This is a genomic window from Paenisporosarcina cavernae, assembly GCF_003595195.1.
Taxonomy (GTDB): Bacteria; Bacillota; Bacilli; order Bacillales_A; family Planococcaceae; genus Paenisporosarcina; species Paenisporosarcina cavernae.
The window spans coordinates 2,394,119-2,415,408 of sequence record NZ_CP032418.1 but is presented as its reverse complement, the minus strand read 5'-3'; the positions used below and the strand labels follow the sequence as shown (position 1 = coordinate 2,415,408).

Annotated in this window: 24 protein-coding genes; all 24 read left to right on the top strand. The window is 41.2% G+C overall.

Annotated features, from left to right (window positions below):
* The first annotated feature begins 69 nt into the window (after nucleotides 1-69).
* The 24 genes from rpoB to rpsH all read left to right on the top strand — a co-directional run bounded on the left by rpoB (nucleotide 70) and on the right by rpsH (nucleotide 21,273).
* Nucleotides 70-3,618 (top strand): DNA-directed RNA polymerase subunit beta, encoded by a 3,549-nt coding sequence (gene rpoB, locus D3873_RS12605; protein WP_119884335.1) that lies wholly within the window; start codon nucleotides 70-72, stop codon nucleotides 3,616-3,618.
* A gap of 56 nt (nucleotides 3,619-3,674) precedes the next feature.
* Complete coding sequence (gene rpoC, locus D3873_RS12600; protein WP_119884334.1) at nucleotides 3,675-7,277, top strand: DNA-directed RNA polymerase subunit beta'; 3,603 nt, start codon at nucleotides 3,675-3,677, stop codon at nucleotides 7,275-7,277.
* A gap of 163 nt (nucleotides 7,278-7,440) precedes the next feature.
* Nucleotides 7,441-7,689: a ribosomal L7Ae/L30e/S12e/Gadd45 family protein gene (locus tag D3873_RS12595; RefSeq protein ID WP_119884333.1), complete on the top strand. Its 249-nt coding sequence runs from the start codon at nucleotides 7,441-7,443 to the stop codon at nucleotides 7,687-7,689.
* A gap of 103 nt (nucleotides 7,690-7,792) precedes the next feature.
* Entirely contained in the window at nucleotides 7,793-8,215 is a 423-nt protein-coding gene (rpsL, locus tag D3873_RS12590) for a 30S ribosomal protein S12 (protein ID WP_119884332.1), read from the top strand.
* 41 nt (nucleotides 8,216-8,256) lie between these two features.
* The gene (gene rpsG / locus D3873_RS12585) at nucleotides 8,257-8,727 is read left to right on the top strand and encodes a 30S ribosomal protein S7 (protein WP_119884331.1); all 471 of its coding nucleotides are present in this window, start codon (nucleotides 8,257-8,259) and stop codon (nucleotides 8,725-8,727) included.
* Nucleotides 8,728-8,778: 51 nt separating this feature from the next.
* Nucleotides 8,779-10,857 (top strand): elongation factor G, encoded by a 2,079-nt coding sequence (fusA, locus tag D3873_RS12580; protein ID WP_119884330.1) that lies wholly within the window; start codon nucleotides 8,779-8,781, stop codon nucleotides 10,855-10,857.
* Nucleotides 10,858-10,976: 119 nt separating this feature from the next.
* Complete coding sequence (gene tuf, locus D3873_RS12575; RefSeq protein ID WP_119884329.1) at nucleotides 10,977-12,164, top strand: elongation factor Tu; 1,188 nt, start codon at nucleotides 10,977-10,979, stop codon at nucleotides 12,162-12,164.
* Between the two features lie 528 nt (nucleotides 12,165-12,692).
* A complete protein-coding gene (locus tag D3873_RS12570) occupies nucleotides 12,693-14,009 on the top strand; it encodes a Na+/H+ antiporter family protein (RefSeq protein WP_119884328.1) in 1,317 nt (438 codons plus the stop codon).
* 237 nt (nucleotides 14,010-14,246) lie between these two features.
* On the top strand, nucleotides 14,247-14,555 hold the full coding sequence (gene rpsJ, locus D3873_RS12565) for a 30S ribosomal protein S10 (protein ID WP_004233624.1): 309 nt from the start codon (nucleotides 14,247-14,249) through the stop codon (nucleotides 14,553-14,555).
* 52 nt (nucleotides 14,556-14,607) lie between these two features.
* Entirely contained in the window at nucleotides 14,608-15,240 is a 633-nt protein-coding gene (gene rplC / locus D3873_RS12560) for a 50S ribosomal protein L3 (protein WP_119884327.1), read from the top strand.
* A 22-nt stretch (nucleotides 15,241-15,262) separates the two neighbouring features.
* Nucleotides 15,263-15,886 carry a 50S ribosomal protein L4 gene (rplD, locus tag D3873_RS12555; protein ID WP_119884326.1) on the top strand — a complete coding sequence of 208 codons (624 nt, stop codon included), beginning with the start codon at nucleotides 15,263-15,265 and terminating at the stop codon, nucleotides 15,884-15,886.
* Nucleotides 15,886-16,164: a 50S ribosomal protein L23 gene (rplW, locus tag D3873_RS12550; protein WP_119884325.1), complete on the top strand. Its 279-nt coding sequence runs from the start codon at nucleotides 15,886-15,888 to the stop codon at nucleotides 16,162-16,164. The genes rplD and rplW overlap by 1 nt, the downstream gene beginning before the upstream one ends.
* Before the next feature lie 46 nt (nucleotides 16,165-16,210).
* Entirely contained in the window at nucleotides 16,211-17,041 is an 831-nt protein-coding gene (gene rplB / locus D3873_RS12545; protein ID WP_119884324.1) for a 50S ribosomal protein L2, read from the top strand.
* A gap of 60 nt (nucleotides 17,042-17,101) precedes the next feature.
* Nucleotides 17,102-17,380 (top strand): 30S ribosomal protein S19, encoded by a 279-nt coding sequence (gene rpsS / locus D3873_RS12540; RefSeq protein ID WP_119884323.1) that lies wholly within the window; start codon nucleotides 17,102-17,104, stop codon nucleotides 17,378-17,380.
* Nucleotides 17,381-17,400: 20 nt separating this feature from the next.
* Nucleotides 17,401-17,742, top strand: coding sequence for a 50S ribosomal protein L22 (gene rplV, locus D3873_RS12535; protein WP_119884322.1), 342 nt, complete (start codon nucleotides 17,401-17,403; stop codon nucleotides 17,740-17,742).
* A gap of 3 nt (nucleotides 17,743-17,745) precedes the next feature.
* The gene (gene rpsC, locus D3873_RS12530) at nucleotides 17,746-18,402 is read left to right on the top strand and encodes a 30S ribosomal protein S3 (RefSeq protein ID WP_119884321.1); all 657 of its coding nucleotides are present in this window, start codon (nucleotides 17,746-17,748) and stop codon (nucleotides 18,400-18,402) included.
* A 1-nt stretch (nucleotide 18,403) separates the two neighbouring features.
* On the top strand, nucleotides 18,404-18,838 hold the full coding sequence (gene rplP / locus D3873_RS12525; protein ID WP_119884320.1) for a 50S ribosomal protein L16: 435 nt from the start codon (nucleotides 18,404-18,406) through the stop codon (nucleotides 18,836-18,838).
* On the top strand, nucleotides 18,828-19,028 hold the full coding sequence (gene rpmC, locus D3873_RS12520; RefSeq protein ID WP_119884319.1) for a 50S ribosomal protein L29: 201 nt from the start codon (nucleotides 18,828-18,830) through the stop codon (nucleotides 19,026-19,028). The genes rplP and rpmC overlap by 11 nt, the downstream gene beginning before the upstream one ends.
* A gap of 18 nt (nucleotides 19,029-19,046) precedes the next feature.
* Nucleotides 19,047-19,310, top strand: a complete 264-nt coding sequence (rpsQ, locus tag D3873_RS12515) for a 30S ribosomal protein S17 (RefSeq protein ID WP_119884318.1) — start codon at nucleotides 19,047-19,049, stop codon at nucleotides 19,308-19,310.
* 47 nt (nucleotides 19,311-19,357) lie between these two features.
* Nucleotides 19,358-19,726: a 50S ribosomal protein L14 gene (gene rplN, locus D3873_RS12510; RefSeq protein WP_119884317.1), complete on the top strand. Its 369-nt coding sequence runs from the start codon at nucleotides 19,358-19,360 to the stop codon at nucleotides 19,724-19,726.
* A 36-nt stretch (nucleotides 19,727-19,762) separates the two neighbouring features.
* Nucleotides 19,763-20,074, top strand: a complete 312-nt coding sequence (gene rplX, locus D3873_RS12505) for a 50S ribosomal protein L24 (protein WP_119884316.1) — start codon at nucleotides 19,763-19,765, stop codon at nucleotides 20,072-20,074.
* Between the two features lie 25 nt (nucleotides 20,075-20,099).
* Nucleotides 20,100-20,639: a 50S ribosomal protein L5 gene (rplE, locus tag D3873_RS12500; protein WP_119884315.1), complete on the top strand. Its 540-nt coding sequence runs from the start codon at nucleotides 20,100-20,102 to the stop codon at nucleotides 20,637-20,639.
* Between the two features lie 19 nt (nucleotides 20,640-20,658).
* Nucleotides 20,659-20,844, top strand: a complete 186-nt coding sequence (rpsN, locus tag D3873_RS12495) for a 30S ribosomal protein S14 (protein ID WP_119884314.1) — start codon at nucleotides 20,659-20,661, stop codon at nucleotides 20,842-20,844.
* A 30-nt stretch (nucleotides 20,845-20,874) separates the two neighbouring features.
* The gene (rpsH, locus tag D3873_RS12490) at nucleotides 20,875-21,273 is read left to right on the top strand and encodes a 30S ribosomal protein S8 (RefSeq protein ID WP_119884313.1); all 399 of its coding nucleotides are present in this window, start codon (nucleotides 20,875-20,877) and stop codon (nucleotides 21,271-21,273) included.
* Nucleotides 21,274-21,290 lie beyond the last annotated feature (17 nt).

Here is a 21,290-nt window from a genome sequence, read left to right as displayed (position 1 = left end):
TTTCGACATCATACACGATTATGATCGTTTGGAAAAGACCTAATATCGCTTTATTGAGGGGTGAATGAGTTGACAGGTCAACTAGTTCAGTACGGACAACACCGCCAACGCAGAAGTTTTGCACGCATTAATGAGGTGCTTGAGCTTCCGAATCTTATTGAGATTCAAACGGCATCTTATGAGTGGTTCTTAGAAGAAGGTCTTCGTGAAATGTTTCGTGACATTTCTCCGATTACAGACTTCACAGGGAATCTATCGCTAGAATTCATCGACTATACGTTGGCTGATCCAAAGTATCCAGTGGATGAATCAAAAGAGCGTGACGTAACATACGCTGCACCATTGCGCGTAAAAGTACGTCTGCACAACAAAGAAACAGAAGAAGTAAAAGAGCAAGACGTCTTTATGGGAGATTTCCCACTAATGACGGAAACAGGTACATTTATTATTAATGGAGCGGAGCGAGTAATCGTTTCGCAATTAGTGCGTTCTCCAAGCGTTTATTTCCATGATAAGACGGACAAAAATGGTAAAAAAGGCTTTGGTGCAACGGTTATTCCTAACCGTGGTGCTTGGCTTGAGTACGAAACCGATGCAAAGGATGTTGTATATGTACGTATTGATCGTACACGTAAGCTTCCTGTAACGGTTCTTCTTCGTGCACTTGGTTTTGGTACAGACCAAGAAATCATTGATCTTATTGGGGACAATGAATATCTTCGTAACACGCTAGAGAAAGACAATACAGAGTCAACAGAAAAAGCGCTTCTAGAAATTTATGAGCGTTTACGTCCTGGTGAGCCACCTACTGTGGAAAGCGCGAAAAGCTTGCTGTATTCTCGTTTCTTCGATGCAAAACGTTACGATTTAGCAAATGTTGGACGTTATAAAATGAACAAGAAGCTTCATATTAAGCATCGTTTATTTAACCAAACGGTAGCTGAATCATTGGTAGATCCAGAGACAGGAGAAATTCTTGTTGAAAAAGGAACTGTCATTGATCGCCGTGTGTTAGATCGTCTTATTCCTCATCTTGAAAAAGGGATTGGATTCCAAACGTTAAGCCAAGTTGGTGGCGTTTTAGAAGACGATATTACTTTACAATCAATTAAAATTTATGCACCAAACGATGAGTCGGAAAAAGAAATTAATGTTATTAGTAATGCCTATGTGGAAGATGCGATTAAAAACATCACGCCAGCAGACATTATTGCTTCTATTAGTTATTTCTTTAACCTACTTCACAACGTTGGAAACACAGATGATATTGACCATTTAGGTAATCGTCGTCTGCGTTCTGTTGGAGAATTGCTTCAAAACCAATTCCGTATTGGGTTATCTCGTATGGAACGTGTTGTTCGTGAGCGTATGTCGATTAACGATACGCAATCGATTGTTCCACAACAATTAATTAATATTCGTCCAGTTATTGCGTCGATTAAAGAGTTCTTTGGTAGCTCTCAATTGTCACAATTCATGGATCAAACGAATCCTCTTGCGGAGTTAACGCACAAACGTCGTTTATCTGCTTTAGGACCTGGTGGTTTAACACGTGAACGTGCTGGTTTCGAAGTGCGTGACGTTCATTATTCTCACTATGGCCGTATGTGTCCGATTGAAACTCCAGAGGGTCCAAATATCGGGTTGATCAATACGTTATCCAGTTTTGCGAAGGTGAATAAGTTTGGTTTCATCGAAACGCCTTATCGCCGTGTAGATCCGGAGACTGGTAAAGTAACTGATCGCATCGATTACTTAACAGCAGACGAAGAAGACAACTATGTTGTTGCCCAAGCTAACTCTAAGTTGAGTGATGATGGTTCATTCGTTGAAGAAGAAGTAGTTGGTCGTTTCCGTGGAGATAACACTGTTTTCAAACGTGAGCAAATTGACTACATGGATGTTTCACCTAAACAAGTAGTATCTGCTGCAACGGCATGTATTCCTTTCTTAGAAAATGATGACTCCAACCGTGCACTTATGGGTGCGAACATGCAACGACAAGCTGTACCTTTATTAAACCCAGAAGCTCCGTTCGTCGGAACTGGTATGGAGCATGTGAATGCTCGTGATTCGGGTGCTGCTGTCATCGCTAAATACCACGGTATTGTAGAACATGTTGAAGCGAAAGAAATTCGTGTTCGTCGTATTGAAGAAGTAGATGGTAAAGAAGTTAAAGGTGACTTAACGAAATACAAACTACAAAAATTCATTCGTTCAAACCAAGGTACAAGTTATAACCAACGTCCAATTGTAAAAGTGGGCGATCGTGTAAAACCGCTTGATATTTTAGCAGATGGTCCTTCTATGGAAAAAGGGGAAATGGCACTTGGTCGTAACGTGCTAGTAGCCTTCATGACATGGGACGGATACAACTACGAGGATGCGGTTATTATGAGCGAACGTCTTGTGAAAGACGACGTTTATACATCTGTTCATATTGAAGAATATGAGTCTGAGTCTCGTGATACGAAGCTAGGGCCAGAAGAAATCACTCGTGATATTCCAAACGTCGGAGAAGAAGCGCTACGCAACTTAGACGATCGCGGAATTATTCGTATCGGTGCAGAAGTGCGCGATGGCGATATTCTTGTTGGGAAAGTCACTCCAAAAGGTGTAACAGAGCTAACAGCGGAAGAGCGGTTACTACATGCGATTTTCGGTGAAAAAGCTCGTGAAGTACGTGATACTTCATTACGTGTTCCTCATGGTGCTGGCGGAATCATCCTAGATGTAAAAGTGTTTAACCGCGAAGATGGAGACGAATTACCACCTGGTGTTAACCAGTTAGTTCGTGCGTATATCGTGCAAAAACGTAAAATCTCTGTTGGGGATAAAATGGCTGGTCGTCATGGTAACAAAGGGGTTATTTCCCGAATCTTACCGGAAGAAGATATGCCATTCCTTCCAGATGGTACACCAGTTGATGTCATGTTAAATCCACTTGGGGTTCCTTCACGTATGAATATCGGGCAAGTATTAGAGCTTCACTTAGGTATGGCTTCTCGTACTCTTGGTATTCACATGGCTTCTCCTGTATTTGACGGGGCGAATGAAGCAGACGTTTGGGAAACGATGGAAGAAGCTGGTATGGACCGTGATGGTAAAACAATTTTATACGATGGTCGCTCAGGTGAACCATTTGATAACCGTGTATCCGTAGGAATCATGTACATGATTAAACTTGCGCACATGGTCGATGATAAACTTCATGCTCGTTCAACAGGACCTTATTCCCTAGTTACGCAACAACCTCTTGGAGGGAAAGCGCAATTCGGTGGACAACGTTTTGGTGAGATGGAGGTATGGGCACTTGAAGCATATGGTGCTGCCTATACATTGCAAGAAATCTTAACCGTTAAATCCGATGATGTCGTGGGACGTGTGAAAACATACGAAGCGATTGTTAAAGGAGAAAGTGTTCCAGAACCTGGAGTTCCTGAATCATTCAAAGTATTGATTAAAGAGCTTCAAAGTTTAGGGATGGACGTTAAAATGCTAACGATTAACGACGAAGAAATCGAACTACGTGATTTAGACGAAGAAGATGATCTTCAACCAGTCGATGCGTTAAATATTTTACCGGCGAATGAAGAGCCAGTTGGTACTGTTGAATAAATTAGTGCTTTCAAAAGGAAGTCTAACGAGACTAAAGACTAAGGGAGGTAGGCTCCTTGATAGACGTTAATAATTTTGAATACATGAAAATCGGTTTAGCTTCACCAGACAAGATTCGTTCATGGTCTTACGGGGAAGTAAAAAAGCCAGAAACAATCAATTATCGTACGTTAAAACCAGAAAAAGATGGTTTATTCTGTGAGCGTATTTTCGGACCTACAAAAGACTGGGAATGTCACTGTGGGAAATACAAACGCGTTCGTTATAAAGGCGTTGTTTGTGATCGTTGTGGAGTAGAAGTAACACGTGCAAAAGTTCGTCGTGAGCGTATGGGGCATATCGAACTTGCTGCACCTGTTTCACACATTTGGTATTTCAAAGGAATTCCAAGCCGTATGGGACTTATCTTAGATATGTCCCCACGTTCTTTGGAAGAAGTCATCTACTTTGCATCGTATGTAGTAGTAGATCCTGCGGATACCCCTTTAGAGAAAAAACAACTATTGTCTGAAAAAGAATATCGTGCGTACCGTGAAAAGTTCGGCACGAAATTCTATGCAGCAATGGGTGCAGAAGCGATTAAACGCTTATTGCAAGAAATTGATCTAGAGAAAGAAACAGATACATTAAAAGAAGAATTGAAAACTGCTCAAGGACAACGCCGTACTCGTGCAATCAAACGTCTTGAAGTAGTCGAATCATTCCGTAACTCTGGTAACAAGCCAGATTGGATGATTTTAGATGTTCTTCCGGTTATCCCGCCAGAACTTCGTCCAATGGTGCAATTAGATGGTGGACGTTTCGCTACTTCTGACTTGAACGATTTATATCGTCGAGTAATTAACCGTAATAACCGTTTAAAACGTTTATTAGACCTTGGTGCACCAAGCATCATCGTTCAAAACGAAAAACGTATGTTACAAGAAGCTGTAGATGCGTTGATTGATAATGGTCGTCGTGGCCGTCCAGTTACTGGTCCAGGTAACCGTCCATTAAAATCACTTTCTCATATGTTAAAAGGGAAACAAGGTCGTTTCCGTCAAAACTTACTTGGAAAACGTGTTGACTACTCTGGTCGTTCCGTAATCGTAGTAGGACCAAATTTAAAAATGTACCAATGTGGATTACCAAAAGAGATGGCGATCGAACTATTTAAACCTTTCGTAATGAAAGAATTAGTAGAACGTGGTCTAGCTCATAATATTAAGAGTGCAAAACGTAAAATTGAACGCATGCATTCCGAAGTATGGGACGTATTAGAAGACGTTATTAAGGAGCATCCGGTTTTATTAAACCGTGCACCAACGCTTCACCGTCTTGGTATTCAAGCATTCGAACCAATTTTAGTAGAAGGTCGTGCAATTCGTCTTCATCCACTAGTATGTACAGCTTATAACGCTGACTTTGATGGTGACCAAATGGCGGTTCACGTTCCTCTATCTGCTGAAGCGCAAGCGGAAGCTCGTTTACTTATGTTAGCAGCGCAAAACATTTTGAACCCGAAAGATGGTAAACCAGTCGTAACACCATCTCAAGATATGGTATTAGGAAACTATTACTTAACACTTGAGCGTAAAGGTGCTACTGGCGAAGGGGCAACATTCTACGGTCCAAATGAAGTGTTAATTGCCTACCAAAATGGTCATGTGCATTTACACACTCGTATTGCGATTGCCGCTCATTCCTTAAAGAACCCAACGTTCACCGAAGAGCAAAACAAAATGTTGTTATTAACAACTGTAGGTAAAGTAATCTTCAACGAAATCTTACCTGAATCGTTCCCATATATTAATGAGCCGACAGATAAGAACTTACAAGAAGAAACTCCTGCTAGATATTTTGTTCCAACAAACACAGATGTGAAAAAACATTTTGCTGAAATGGAACTTGTATCACCATTTAAAAAGAAAATCCTTGGAAATATCATTGCGGAAGTATTTAAACGTTTCCATATTACAGAAACATCTAAAATGCTTGACCGTATGAAAAACCTTGGATTTAAGTACTCGACAAAAGCTGGTATCACAATTGGTATCTCCGATATCGTGGTATTACCAGATAAAGGGGAAGTCTTAGAAGAAGCGCAAGACAAAGTAGATAAAGTGATGAAACAATTCCGTCGTGGATTGATCACAGAAGAAGAACGTTATGATCGTGTTATTTCTTACTGGTCACAAGCGAAGGATGTTATTCAAGAAAAACTAATGAAATCACTAGATAATCTGAATCCAATCTTCATGATGAGTGATTCAGGTGTCCGTGGTAACGCATCGAACTTTACGCAGCTTGCTGGTATGCGTGGTCTAATGGCCAACCCGGCTGGTCGTATCATCGAGTTACCGATTAAATCTTCCTTCCGTGAAGGTTTAACGGTTCTAGAATATTTCATCTCAACACATGGTGCTCGTAAAGGTCTTGCCGATACAGCACTGAAAACAGCTGACTCAGGTTACTTAACTCGTCGTCTAGTTGACGTAGCACAAGACGTAATCGTACGTGAAGATGATTGTGGAACGGACCGTGGTCTAATTATTGGATCATTAATGGACGGAACAGAAGTTATCGAAGCGTTTGAAGAACGTATTGTCGGTCGTCACTCTCGTAAAACGATTTATCACCCTGAAACGAATGACGTCATTTTAGAAAAAGACGGCTTAATTACAGAAGATATTGCGCGACTTATTTTAGAAGCTGGTATCCAAGAATTATCCATTCGTTCAGCGTTTACATGTAACACAAAACACGGAGTATGTAAGAAATGTTATGGTATCAACTTAGCAACTGGTGAAAACGTAGAAGTTGGGGAAGCGGTTGGAATTATCGCAGCTCAATCAATCGGTGAGCCAGGAACTCAGTTAACGATGCGTACATTCCATACTGGTGGGGTTGCAGGGGATGATATTACACAAGGTCTTCCTCGTATCCAAGAGATTTTCGAAGCGCGTAACCCGAAAGGGCAAGCGGTTATTTCTGAAATCACTGGTGTCGTAACTCAAATTGACGAAATCCGTGAAGGTCAAAAAGAAATTACCATCCAAGGTGACGTAGAAACTCGTAAATACTTGTCTCCATATAATGGTCGTCTGAAAGTGCAACTGGATGACACAATTAGCCGTGGTCAAGTATTAACGGAAGGTTCGATTGATCCGAAGGAATTATTAAAAGTCAAAGACGTATCAACTGTTCAAGAATATTTATTAAAAGAAGTGCAAAAAGTTTACCGTATGCAAGGGGTAGAAATTGGTGACAAACATATCGAAGTAATGGTTCGCCAAATGCTTCGTAAAGTTCGTGTCATTGAAGCTGGTGAAACGGAATTACTTCCTGGATCACTTCTTGATATTCACCAATTCGCTGATGCTAATAAAGAAGCTGTATTGAGTGGTAAGATCCCGGCAACTGCTCGTCCAGTTATCTTAGGTATTACAAAAGCATCTCTTGAAACAGAATCATTCTTGTCTGCTGCGTCCTTCCAAGAAACGACTCGTGTCCTAACAGATGCGGCGATCAAAGGAAAACGCGATGAACTTCTAGGTTTGAAAGAAAACGTTATTATTGGAAAACTTGTTCCAGCTGGAACTGGTATGCAACGTTACCGTCAGATTCAAATGGTGGAAGAGCCAAAAGAAACCGTAGAAGTAGCAGTAACTGCTGAATAACGAAACGAGATGCCGGAGGAGGAGAATTTCCTCCGGCTATCTTTTTTGTGTATCGAATCAGAACTTGATCCAATATACGAATACGTGTTGACAGCATAAACGTAGGATGATAATATATTTAAGGTTGATAGTTATAAGGTCTGGCTCTTTGGAGGATATGAAAGTGTCTTATGAAAAAGTCTTTCAGGCGAATAAAACCATCATCGGTACGAAGCAAACAGTAAAGGCAATACCTAAAAACCTAGTGAAAGAAATTTTTGTAGCCCTCGATGCAGATGATCGTGTCATTCAACCAGCGATTCAGACAGCAAAAGAGCACAAAGTGAAGATTACCTTCGTGGAGTCAAAAAAAGAGCTAGGGAAAGCGGTCGGATTATCCGTCGCGGCAGCAGTCGTTGCTTTAGCTGTGTAACAGTTTTTGTGTGGTTGTCACACAAAGGCTTTGTTTTTTACCTAAAAATGAACCACCTGGATGTGTGGTATTACTAGAGAGTAAAAGAAGGGAGGAAAAATCGATGCCTACAATTAACCAATTGGTACGTAAGCCTCGTAAATCCAAGACTGTAAAGTCAAGCTCACCAGCGTTAAACAAAGGATACAACAGCGCTAAAAAGAAATTAACTGACGTTAATTCTCCTCAAAAACGTGGAGTTTGTACTCGTGTTGGTACAATGACGCCGAAAAAACCGAACTCCGCACTTCGTAAATATGCGCGTGTTCGTTTAACTAACCTTATTGAGGTTAATGCGTATATCCCGGGCGAAGGTCACAACCTTCAAGAGCATAGTGTTGTTCTTATCCGTGGAGGACGTGTAAAAGATTTACCAGGGGTACGTTATCACATCGTACGTGGTGCTCTTGATACAGCTGCAGTTAATGGTCGTATGCAAAGCCGTTCATTATACGGTACAAAACGCCCGAAAGAAAAGAAAAACTAATTACATTTATTCTATAGATTTTATCGAAAGGAGGAAAACACATGCCTCGTAAAGGTCCTGTTTCCAAACGTGACGTGTTACCAGATCCGATGTATAACTCGAAACTAGTAACTCGCTTAATTAACAAAATGATGGTAGATGGTAAAAGAGGTACTTCTCAAAAAATTCTTTATGGAGCGTTTGAACTTGTTCAAGAACGTTCTGGTAAAGAGCCATTGGAAGTATTCGAAGCTGCTCTAAACAACGTAATGCCTGTACTTGAAGTACGTGCTCGTCGTGTAGGTGGTTCTAACTATCAAGTACCAGTTGAGGTTCGTCCTGAACGTCGTTCAACTTTAGGTCTTCGTTACCTAGTGAACTATGCTCGTCTTCGTGGAGAAAAAACGATGGAAGAGCGTTTAGCTAATGAAATTCTTGACGCTTCTAACAACACAGGTGCTTCTGTGAAAAAACGTGAAGATATGCACAAAATGGCGGAAGCAAACAAAGCATTCGCTCACTACCGTTGGTAGGATTTTTCATCAACTAATCACACAAATTCGAGATGGAAGGAGAAATACAACATGGCAAGAGAGTTCTCCTTAGAGAATACACGTAATATCGGAATCATGGCTCATATCGATGCTGGTAAAACAACAACGACTGAGCGTATCCTTTACTACACTGGCCGTATCCACAAAATTGGAGAAACGCACGAAGGTGCTTCTCAAATGGACTGGATGGAGCAAGAGCAAGAGCGTGGAATCACGATTACTTCAGCTGCAACAACTGCTGCTTGGAAAGGTCACCGCGTAAACATCATCGACACTCCTGGACACGTAGACTTCACTGTTGAAGTTGAACGTTCACTACGTGTACTTGATGGTGCAGTAGCTGTACTAGATGCACAATCTGGTGTTGAGCCTCAAACTGAAACAGTTTGGCGTCAAGCAACAACTTATGGTGTACCTCGTATCGTATTCGTAAACAAGATGGACAAAATCGGTGCTGACTTCCTATATTCTGTAGGAACAATCACAGACCGTCTTCAAGCGAATGCACATCCAATCCAATTACCAATTGGTGCGGAAGATGATTTCGAAGCAATCATTGACTTAGTGGAAATGAACGCAATTTTCTACGGTAACGATGAAGGAACTGACATCCAAGTGAGAGAAATTCCATCTGAACACGTAGAATTAGCGAACGAATACCGCGAAAAACTAGTAGAAGCAGTTGCTGAACTAGACGAAGAGTTAATGGAGAAATACCTTGGTGGAGAAGAAATCACAAAAGAAGAACTTAAAAATGCGATCCGTAAAGGAACAATTAATGTTGAGTTCTTCCCAGTAGTATGTGGTACTGCTTTCAAAAACAAAGGTGTTCAATTAATGTTGGATGCGGTAATTGATTACCTTCCAGCTCCAACTGATGTACCTCCAATGACAGGAACGCTTCCTGATTCAGAAGAAGAAGTTTTACGTAAACCTTCAGATTCAGAGCCATTCTCTGCATTAGCTTTCAAAGTAATGACAGATCCTTACGTTGGTAAATTAACATTCTTCCGTGTTTACTCTGGTGTTCTTTCATCGGGTTCATACGTACAAAACTCTACAAAGGGTAAACGTGAGCGTGTAGGACGTATCCTACAAATGCACGCTAACTCTCGTGAAGAGATTGCACAAGTATACGCTGGGGATATCGCTGCAGCAGTAGGTCTTAAAGATACTACTACGGGTGATACACTATGTGACGAAAAGAGCTTAGTTATCTTAGAGTCTATGGAATTCCCAGAGCCAGTTATTTCTCTATCTGTTGAGCCGAAGTCAAAAGCTGACCAAGATAAAATGGGTCAAGCTTTACAAAAACTTCAAGAGGAAGATCCTACTTTCCGCGCTCATACAGACCAAGAAACTGGACAAGTAATCATCGCTGGTATGGGTGAACTTCACCTTGATATCATCGTTGACCGTATGCGTCGTGAGTTCAAAGTTGAAGCTAACGTAGGTGCTCCTCAGGTATCTTACCGTGAGACATTCCGTAGCTCAGCTCAAGTTGAAGGTAAATTCGTTCGCCAATCTGGTGGTCGTGGTCAATTCGGACACGTTTGGATTGAATTCTCTCCAAACGAAGAAGGAAAAGGCTTCGAATTCGAAAACGGTATCGTTGGTGGGGTAGTACCTCGTGAATACGTACCAGCTGTTGAAGCAGGTCTTCGTGACTCGTTAAACAATGGTGTAATCGCAGGATATCCACTAATCGACATCAAAGCTCGTCTATTTGACGGTTCTTACCATGATGTTGACTCCAACGAGATGGCGTTTAAAATTGCTGCATCAATGGCTCTTAAAAACGCAATTTCGAAATGTAATCCAGTTCTACTTGAACCAATCATGCGCGTAGAAGTTGTAATCCCAGAAGAATATCTTGGAGATATCATGGGAGACATTACTTCTCGTCGTGGACGTGTAGAAGGTATGGACGCTCGCGGTAACGCACAAGTTGTTCGTGCGATGGTACCTCTTGCAGAAATGTTTGGTTATGCAACTTCATTGCGTTCTAACACGCAAGGTCGTGGAGTATTCTCTATGCACTTCGATCACTATGAAGAAGTACCAAAATCTATTTCTGAAGAAATCATCAAAAAAAATAAAGGTCAATAATTGATATTTGACTTTTCTTTCGATATAACTATCATGTAAGCTATGGGTGATGGGAGATTTTTCTCCCGTTACTTGTAACATAAATACTAAATTATAAAATTTTGAGGAGGATTTCTCTAATGGGTAAAGCTAAATTTGATCGTTCCAAAACACATGCTAACATTGGTACTATCGGTCACGTTGACCATGGTAAAACAACTTTAACTGCTGCTATCGCAACAGTTTTATCGAAACGTCTTGGTGGGGAAGCTCGCTCTTACGACCAAATCGATAACGCTCCAGAAGAAAAAGAACGTGGAATCACTATCAACACTTCTCACGTTGAATATGAAACTGAAACTCGTCACTACGCACACGTTGACTGCCCAGGACATGCTGACTATGTTAAAAACATGATCACTGGTGCTGCTCAAATGGACGGCGGGATCTTAGTAGTATCTGCTGCTGACGGCCCAATGCCTCAAACTCGTGAGCACATCCTTCTTTCTCGTCAAGTAGGTGTTCCTTACCTAGTAGTATTCATGAACAAATGTGATATGGTTGACGACGAAGAATTATTAGAATTAGTTGAAATGGAAATCCGTGACTTATTATCTGAGTACGACTTCCCTGGCGACGACATTCCAGTAATCAAAGGTTCTGCTCTTAAAGCTCTTGAAGGAGAGCCTGAGTGGGAAGAAAAAGTTGTTGAATTAATGAACGCTGTTGATGAGTACATCCCAACTCCAGAACGTCAAACTGACAAACCATTCATGATGCCTGTAGAGGACGTTTTCTCTATCACAGGTCGTGGTACAGTTGCTACTGGTCGTGTTGAGCGTGGACAAGTTAAAGTTGGTGACGTTGTAGACATCATCGGTATCGTTGAAGAAGCGAAGCAAACTACTGTAACTGGAGTAGAAATGTTCCGTAAACTTCTTGACTATGCTGAAGCTGGAGACAACATCGGTGCACTTCTTCGTGGTGTTGCTCGTGAAGATATCCAACGTGGACAAGTACTTGCTAAGCCAGGTACAATCACTCCACACACTGAGTTCAAAGCTGAAGTTTATGTATTATCAAAAGAAGAGGGTGGACGTCACACTCCATTCTTCTCAAACTACCGTCCTCAGTTCTACTTCCGTACAACTGACGTAACTGGTGTTTGTAACTTACCTGAAGGTGTAGAAATGGTTATGCCTGGAGACAACATCGAAATGACTGTTTCTCTAATCGCTCCAATCGCACTTGAAGAAGGTACTAAGTTCTCTATCCGTGAGGGTGGACGTACTGTTGGTGCTGGTGTAGTTGCTACTATCACTAAGTAATTAACGTATATAAAAGGTCTTGCTAGGTTTTCCTGGCAAGACCTTTTTTTATGGAAATTTTATAATTATAGAACGGCTTTATTTGGGGAATAATCAATTGTTTAAACGGGAGAATCGATAGTCCGAGCCAAAGAATCGATCTTCCGAGCCAAAGAATCGATCGTCCTAGCCGGAGAATCGATCGTTCGAACACGAAAATCAATCGTCCAAACGGGAGAATCAATCGTCCACACCGAAGAATCGATCGCCCGAACACGAGAATCGATCGCCTTTGCAAGAGAATCAATCGTCCACGTCGATGAATTAATAACCGAGATCGATTCTCCATCACTTTTTGACTTTCTTCTATATAAAAGACATTCTATTCAAAACTATCTCCTCATAAATTATCTCATTTATTTGAATTTACTTTCTTTGTGCGAAGCTGTTGACACTTATTCCGCGTACTTGTTATGATACATTCTATCGTTTATTAAGCTAACACATTAGCGGACTAAAGTATTTTATAAAAGATTGGAGATAAGAATTATGTTTAATGCGGTTGTCGTGGCGGTTCTCGTCATGTTGGTATTGAGTTTACTTCGTACAAATGTAGTAATTGCACTTGTTATTGGTGCGATTACTGGAGGATTAAGTAGCGGTTTATCTATGTCGGATACAGTTGCAGCGTTTACGGATGGATTAGGTAATGGCGCGTCCATTGCGCTTAGCTATGCATTATTAGGAGGATTTGCGGTAGCGATTGCTCGAACAGGCTTACCAGAGCTTTTGGTTAGCTGGGTGTTAAAAGTTATCCGGAAGGACGGAGAGAGTGAACGGAGAGGATTTGCAAAAGCATTAATTATATTTATTTTATTGACGATGTCAATTCTATCTCAGAATCTCATTCCGATTCACATTGCGTTTATTCCATTACTAGTCCCACCGATCTTGCACTTATTAAATTTATTAAAAGTGGATCGCCGTCTTATTGCATCCGTTATTACATTTGGTTTAACTGCACCATATATTTTATTGCCAGTTGGATTTGGAGCGATCTTCCACGAGATTATTGCGACACAAATGGAGACGGCTGGATTAGCAGTTGACTTAGATCAAATTCCAATGGCAATGATAATTCCTGTTGCTGGTATGGTTATCGGTTTAATCATTGCAGTGTTTGTGACATATCGAAAAGAAAGAACATATGAGGATGTGGAGCTTGCTTCTTTAAATGAAGTGACACTCCCTGCACGAAACATTGTGTTTACTGTTTTATCATTAGTTGTTTCGCTGGTAGCTCAGCTTTCTACAGATTCGATGATTATTGGAGCGCTAGCTGGAATAGTCGTGCTCGCAATAACAGGGGCAATGAAATGGAAGCAATCAGATGAAGTGTTAACCGAAGGCATGAAGTTGATGGCGTTTATCGGTTTTGTCATGATTGCAGCAAATGGTTTTGCGAATGTATTACAAGTGAGCGGAGATATTGAATCGTTAGTTCAAAGCTCTGCTGATCTGTTTAATGGAAGTAAAGGCTTAGCTGCTTTCATGATGCTAGCAGTTGGACTCTTAATTACAATGGGAATCGGTTCTTCCTTTGCAACGATTCCGATCATCGCTACCATTTTCGTTCCGCTTGCAATGGAATTTGGTTTTGGTACGATGGCGATCATTGCATTAATCGGTACAGCAGGAGCTCTTGGAGATGCAGGGTCACCAGCGTCTGATAGTACGCTCGGTCCAACTGCTGGGTTAAATGTAGATGGACAACACAATCACATTTGGGATACTGTGGTGCCAACATTCATTCACTACAACATTCCGTTGCTGATATTTGGATGGATCGCGGTCATGATTTTATAGGAAATAAAAGATGAAAAAGCTAGAAAAACAAAATCCATAAACTTAATCATCTTAATGAAAAAGAATTTCGCGAAACCACTTGCGAAATTCTTTTAGATTCTGTATAATGTTGAATGTTGGTCTTTGACTGCGATGAAGCGAGAGGTTACCGACACACCCGGCCGCTTTGCCATGGCGGGGTGAGAGGAAAATTTTCGTGGAGAATGTCTAGTAAATAGGCGAAAAGGAGGGAAAATAATGGCAAAGCAAAAAATTCGTATCCGTTTGAAAGCGTATGATCACCGAATTCTTGATCAATCAGCTGAAAAAATTGTGGAAACTGCGAAACGTTCAGGTGCAAGTGTATCAGGTCCGATTCCACTTCCAACTGAGAAGTCTGTGTACACAATTCTTCGTGCGGTTCACAAGTATAAAGATTCTCGTGAACAATTCGAAATGCGTACGCATAAACGTCTGATCGATATCGTTAACCCAACACCACAAACTGTTGATGCGTTAATGAAGCTTGACTTACCATCTGGCGTTGATATTGAAATCAAACTTTAATGGTAAACGAACATAGAACAAAACTAACAAATACTGTAGGAGGTGTGACGAAATGACCAAAGGAATCTTAGGTAGAAAAATCGGTATGACGCAAGTATTTGCTGAGAACGGTGACTTAATCCCTGTAACTGTAATTGAAGCTGCTCCAAACGTAGTTCTTCAAAAGAAAACAGTTGATACAGACGGCTATGATGCGATCCAGTTAGGTTTTGAAGATAAGCGTGAGAAGCTTTCGAACAAACCAGCTAAAGGACACGTAGCAAAAGCTAGCACTGCTCCTAAGCGCTTCATCCGCGAATTCCGCGACATGAGCTTAGCTGATTACGAAGTTGGTCAAGAAGTCAAAGTTGAATTATTCGCAGAAGGCGATGTAGTAGATGTAACAGGTGTGACAAAAGGTAAAGGTTTCCAAGGTGTTATTAAACGCCACGGACAATCTCGCGGACCTATGGCTCACGGATCTCGTTACCACCGTCGTCCTGGTTCAATGGGGCCTGTTGCTCCGAACCGCGTATTCAAACAAAAGAAATTACCTGGTCAAATGGGTGGAAATCAAGTAACGATCCAAAACTTAAACATTGTTAAAGTTGATGTGGAACGTAACTTGCTACTTGTTAAAGGTAATGTTCCTGGTTCTCGTAAATCATTAGTTGTTGTTAAAACAGCTATTAAAGGAAACGAATAATCAAAGAAAGGAGGAAACAGGAATGCCAAAGGTATCTTTATTCAATCAAACAGGTGCTTCTGTTGGTGAAATCGAATTAAGCGATGCTATTTTCGGTATTGAGCCAAACAGTTCTGTTTTATTTGACGCAGTAATCGCACAACGTGCTTCTCTACGTCAAGGTAATCATAAAGTAAAAAACCGTTCTGAAGTTGCTGGTGGTGGTCGTAAGCCATGGCGTCAAAAAGGAACTGGTCGTGCACGTCAAGGATCTATCCGCTCTCCACAATGGCGTGGTGGTGGTGTAGTATTCGGTCCAGTACCTCGTAGCTACAGCTACAAACTACCGAAGAAAGTTCGTCGTTTAGCTCTACGTTCTGCTCTATCTGCGAAAGTATTAGAAGAGAACTTTGTAGTAGTAGAAGGATTAACTTTTGATGCACCAAAAACAAAAGACTTCAAAAAATTGCTTGCTGACTTCTCAATCGAGAAAAAAGCATTGTTCGTTACAGCTGATCTAGATGAAAACGTAGCATTATCTGCTCGTAACATCCCTGGAATCTCTGTTGTAACTGCAACAGGCATTAATGTTTTAGATTTACTTGGTCACGACAAAGTTGTCGTAACGAAGTCTGCAGTAGAAAAAATCGAGGAGGTGCTTGGATAATGGAAGCACGTGACATCATCAAACGTCCGGTCATTACCGAGCGTTCTTCTGAAATCATGGACGAGAAAAAGTACACTTTCTTAGTGGACACTCGTGCAAACAAAACACAAGTAAAACACGCTATTGAAGAGATCTTTGATGTGAAAGTGGAGAAAGTAAACATCATGAACTACAAAGGGAAATTCAAACGTGTTGGTAAATTTGGCGGATTCACAAACAAACGTCGTAAAGCGATTGTTAAATTAACTGCTGAAAGCAAAGACATCGAATTATTCTAAGTCGAAATAAATGAAACTAACGAGAAATTAGAAGGAGGGAAAAAACATGGCGATTAAAAAGTACAAACCTACCTCCAATGGTCGACGTAACATGACGGCATCTGATTTCGCTGAAATCACAACAAACAAGCCTGAGAAATCATTGCTTGAGCCGATCAAACGTAAAGGCGGCCGTAATAACCAAGGTAAGTTAACTGTTCGTCATCATGGTGGCGGCCATAAGCGTCAATACCGTGTCATCGACTTCAAACGTATTAAAGATGGCATTCCAGGACGCGTTGCTACTATTGAGTATGATCCAAACCGCTCTGCGAATATCGCATTGATTAACTACGTAGATGGTGAAAAACGTTACATCTTAGCACCAAAAGGATTAGAAGTAGGAATGACAATCATGTCAGGTCCAGAAGCAGATATCAAAGTAGGTAACACATTACCGCTTAACAATATCCCAATGGGTTCTACAATCCACAACATCGAAACAAAACCAGGAAAAGGTGGACAATTAGTCCGTTCAGCAGGAACTTCTGCTCAAGTACTTGGTAAAGAAGATAAATATGTAATTATTCGTCTTCAATCTGGTGAGGTTCGTATGATTCTTGGAACTTGCCGCGCTACAATTGGTCAAGTTGGTAACGAACAACACGAATTGATCAACATCGGTAAAGCAGGACGTAACCGTTGGAAAGGTAAACGCCCAACAGTACGTGGATCTGTAATGAACCCGAACGATCACCCACACGGTGGTGGTGAAGGACGTTCTCCAATCGGACGTAAATCACCTATGACTCCTTGGGGTAAACCAGCTCTTGGATACAAAACTCGTAAGAAGAAAAACAAATCCGACAAACTTATCATTCGTCGTCGTAAAAAATAATGTGATTTCCCTGCGGTTCAACAAACGAGCCGTAGTGAGGTCGCTGAGGGAGGTTCCAAAATGGGTCGTAGCTTGAAAAAAGGACCTTTTGTTGATGACCATCTTATGAAGAAGGTTGAAGCACAAAAGGATTCTGAGAAAAAACAAGTGATCAAAACTTGGTCTCGCCGTTCAACAATTTTCCCGACTTTTATCGGAATGACAATTGCAGTATATGACGGACGTAAACACGTTCCTGTATACGTAACTGAAGATATGGTAGGGCACAAATTAGGCGAATTCGCACCAACTCGTGCGTACAAAGGCCACGGTGCTGACGATAAGAAAACAAGACGCTAATTGAGAGGAGGATTATCCTAATGCAAGCTAAAGCTATCGCTAGAACAGTGCGTATTGCTCCTCGTAAAGTACGATTAGTCGTTGATTTGATCCGAGGTAAGCAAGTAGGTGAGGCAGTTGCGATTTTAAATCACACGCCAAGAGCAGCTTCTCCAATTCTTGAGAAGGTATTAAAATCTGCTGTTGCCAACGCTGAGCACAATTATGATATGGATATTAATAATTTAGTTATTTCGGAAGTTTTTGTTGACGAAGGTCCAACATTAAAACGTTTCCGTCCACGTGCACAAGGTCGTGCAAGTGCTATCAACAAACGCACTAGCCACATTACGTTAGTGGTATCTGAGAAGAAGGAGGGATAATTCGTGGGTCAAAAAGTACATCCAATAGGATTACGTATCGGCGTTATTCGTGACTGGGAGTCAAAATGGTACGCAGAAAAAGACTATGCAACTCTACTTCACGAAGACTTGAAAATCCGTAGCTACATCGAAACTCGCTTGAAAGATGCTTCTGTATCTAAAGTAGAAATCGAACGTGCTGCAAACCGTGTAAACATTACAATTCACACTGCGAAACCAGGAATGGTAATCGGTAAAGGTGGTACTGAAGTCGAAGCACTTCGTAAAAACCTAAACGATACTACTGGCAAGCGTGTACACATCAACATCGTTGAAATCAAACGTGCTGATCTTGATGCGAAATTAGTAGCGGAAAACATTGCTCGTCAATTAGAAAACCGCGTATCTTTCCGTCGTGCACAAAAACAATCGATCCAACGTACTATGCGTGCAGGAGCGAAAGGTATCAAAACTCAAGTATCTGGACGTCTAGGCGGCGCTGACATCGCGCGTGCTGAACACTATAGCGAAGGAACTGTACCACTTCATACTCTACGTGCTGACATTGATTATGCACACGCAGAAGCTGACACTACTTATGGTAAGTTAGGCGTTAAAGTATGGATCTACCGTGGAGAAGTCCTTCCAGTGAAGAAGAACTCTGAGGAAGGAGGCAACTAATATGTTAATGCCTAAACGCGTTAAATATCGTCGCGAACACCGCGGAAAAATGCGTGGAGAAGCGAAAGGCGGTAAAGAAGTAACTTTTGGTGAATGGGGCTTACAAGCAACTGAAGCTAGTTGGATTACGAACCGTCAAATCGAGTCTGCTCGTATCGCGATGACACGTTACATGAAACGTGGCGGTAAAGTATGGATTAAAATTTTCCCACATAAGCCTTACACAAAGAAGCCTCTTGAGGTTCGAATGGGTTCCGGTAAAGGTTCACCTGAAGGCTGGGTTGCAGTAGTTAAACCAGGAAAGATCATGTTCGAAATCGCTGGTGTATCCGAAGAGGTTGCACGTGAAGCACTTCGTCTTGCATCACATAAACTTCCTGTGAAATGTAAAATCGTAAAACGTGAAGAAATTGGTGGTGAATCTAATGAAAGCTAATGAAATCCGTGACCTTACCACTGCAGAGATCGAACAAAAAGTGAAATCACTGAAAGAAGAGCTTTTCAACCTTCGCTTCCAATTGGCGACTGGTCAATTAGAGAACACAGCACGCATTCGTGAAGTGCGCAAAGCAATTGCACGTATGAAAACTGTGATTCGTGAAAGAGAAATCAGTGCAAATAACTGATAAAGGAGGTCTCCTGGCATGACTGAGCGTAATCAACGCAAAGTATACACTGGCCGTGTAGTTTCAGACAAAATGGATAAAACAATCACTGTTATGGTTGAAACTTACAAAAAGCACAAGCTTTACGGTAAACGTGTAAAATACTCGAAAAAGTTTAAAGCGCATGACGAACAAAACGAAGCAAAAACTGGTGACGTAGTTCGCATCATGGAAACTCGCCCATTATCTGCTACAAAACGTTTCCGTCTAGTGGAAGTTGTAGAAAAAGCAGTTATTATTTAAATAAAAACGGTTCGGAATAGACCAAATTCCGAAGGGAGGTTACCTTAGTGATCCAACAAGAGAGTCGTATGAAAGTTGCTGACAACTCAGGTGCACGTGAAGTTTTAACCATTAAAGTACTTGGTGGTTCTGGTCGTAAAACGGCGAATATCGGAGATATCGTTGTTTGTACCGTTAAGAAAGCAACACCAGGTGGCGTTGTCAAGAAGGGTGACGTCGTTAAAGCTGTAATCGTTCGTACTAAAAGTGGAGTTCGTCGTAAAGACGGTACTTATATCAAGTTTGATGAAAACGCATGCGTTATTATCCGCGATGATAAAGGACCGCGTGGAACTCGTATTTTCGGACCAGTTGCACGTGAACTACGTGACAGCAATTTCATGAAAATCGTTTCATTAGCTCCAGAAGTTCTTTAATTATTAGGAAAGTGCCAATCAAGGAGGTGCGACAGAATGCATGTTAAAAAAGGCGATAAAGTTATGGTGATCTCTGGAAAAGAGAAAGGCAAAACAGGTACAATTCTTGCTTCTTTTCCTAAAAAAGATCGTGTGCTTGTAGAGGGTATTAATATCGTGAAGAAGCATATGAAACCTAACCAAGCAAATCCGCAAGGCGGAATTGTGAGCCAAGAGGCATCAATTCACGTTTCGAACGTTATGTTAATCGACCCTAAATCAGGCGAGCCGACTCGCGTAGGTTATAAAGTGGAAGATGGCAAAAAGGTTCGTGTTGCAAAAAAATCTGGTGAACAATTAGATAAATAAGTAAATGAAGAAGGGAGGTACAATCATGGCCCGCCTAAAAGATAAATTTGTTAGCGAAGTTTCTCCTGCTCTTATGAGCAAGTTTGAATATACATCAGTTATGCAAGTGCCTAAAGTTGAAAAGATCGTTATCAACATGGGTGTTGGTGATGCAGTACAAAATACAAAATCACTTGATGCAGCTGTTGAAGAATTAACTACAATCACTGGTCAAAAACCAGTTATCACAAAAGCGAAAAAATCCATCGCTGGTTTCCGTCTTCGTGAAGGTATGCCAATTGGTGCGAAAGTAACATTACGCGGAGAGCGTATGTATGAATTCTTGGACAAATTAATTGCAATCGCATTACCACGTGTACGTGACTTCCGCGGTGTTTCTAAAAAAGCATTCGACGGTCGCGGTAACTACACATTAGGTGTGAAAGAACAATTAATCTTCCCTGAAATCGACTACGATAAAGTTTCTAAAGTACGCGGTATGGACATCGTAATTGTAACAACTGCGAACTCTGATGAAGAAGCTCGTGAGTTATTAACACAATTCGGAATGCCGTTCCAAAAGTAAAAATAAGGGAGGCGTAAACGTGGCTAAAAAATCTATGATCGCTAAACAAAAACGTACGCCAAAGTTTGAAGTACAAGCTTACACTCGTTGCGAGCGTTGTGGTCGTCCACATTCAGTAATTCGTAAATTTAAACTTTGCCGTATTTGTTTCCGTGAGCTTGCTTACAAGGGACAAATTCCTGGCGTTAAAAAAGCCAGCTGGTAATCCCCTAATACTGGGAAGGAGGTTAATGTAATGACAATGTCAGATCCGATTGCAGATATGCTAACTCGTATTCGTAACGCGAACATGGTTCGTCACGAAAAGTTAGAAGTTCCTGCTTCAAACATGAAAAAAGAGATCGCTGAGATCTTAAAACGTGAAGGTTTTGTCCGTGATGTTGAATACGTTGAAGATAGCAAACAAGGTATCATTCGCATTTTCTTAAAATACGGTCAAAATAACGAGCGTGTTATCACTGGTTTAAAACGTATTTCCAAACCTGGTCTTCGTGTTTACGCGAAAACTAACGAGGTTCCTCGTGTATTGAACGGTCTTGGAATTGCTTTAGTGTCAACTTCACAAGGTCTATTAACTGATAAAGAAGCGCGTGCTAAACAAGTTGGCGGCGAAGTCGTAGCTTACGTTTGGTAATAAGCAACAAACGAATG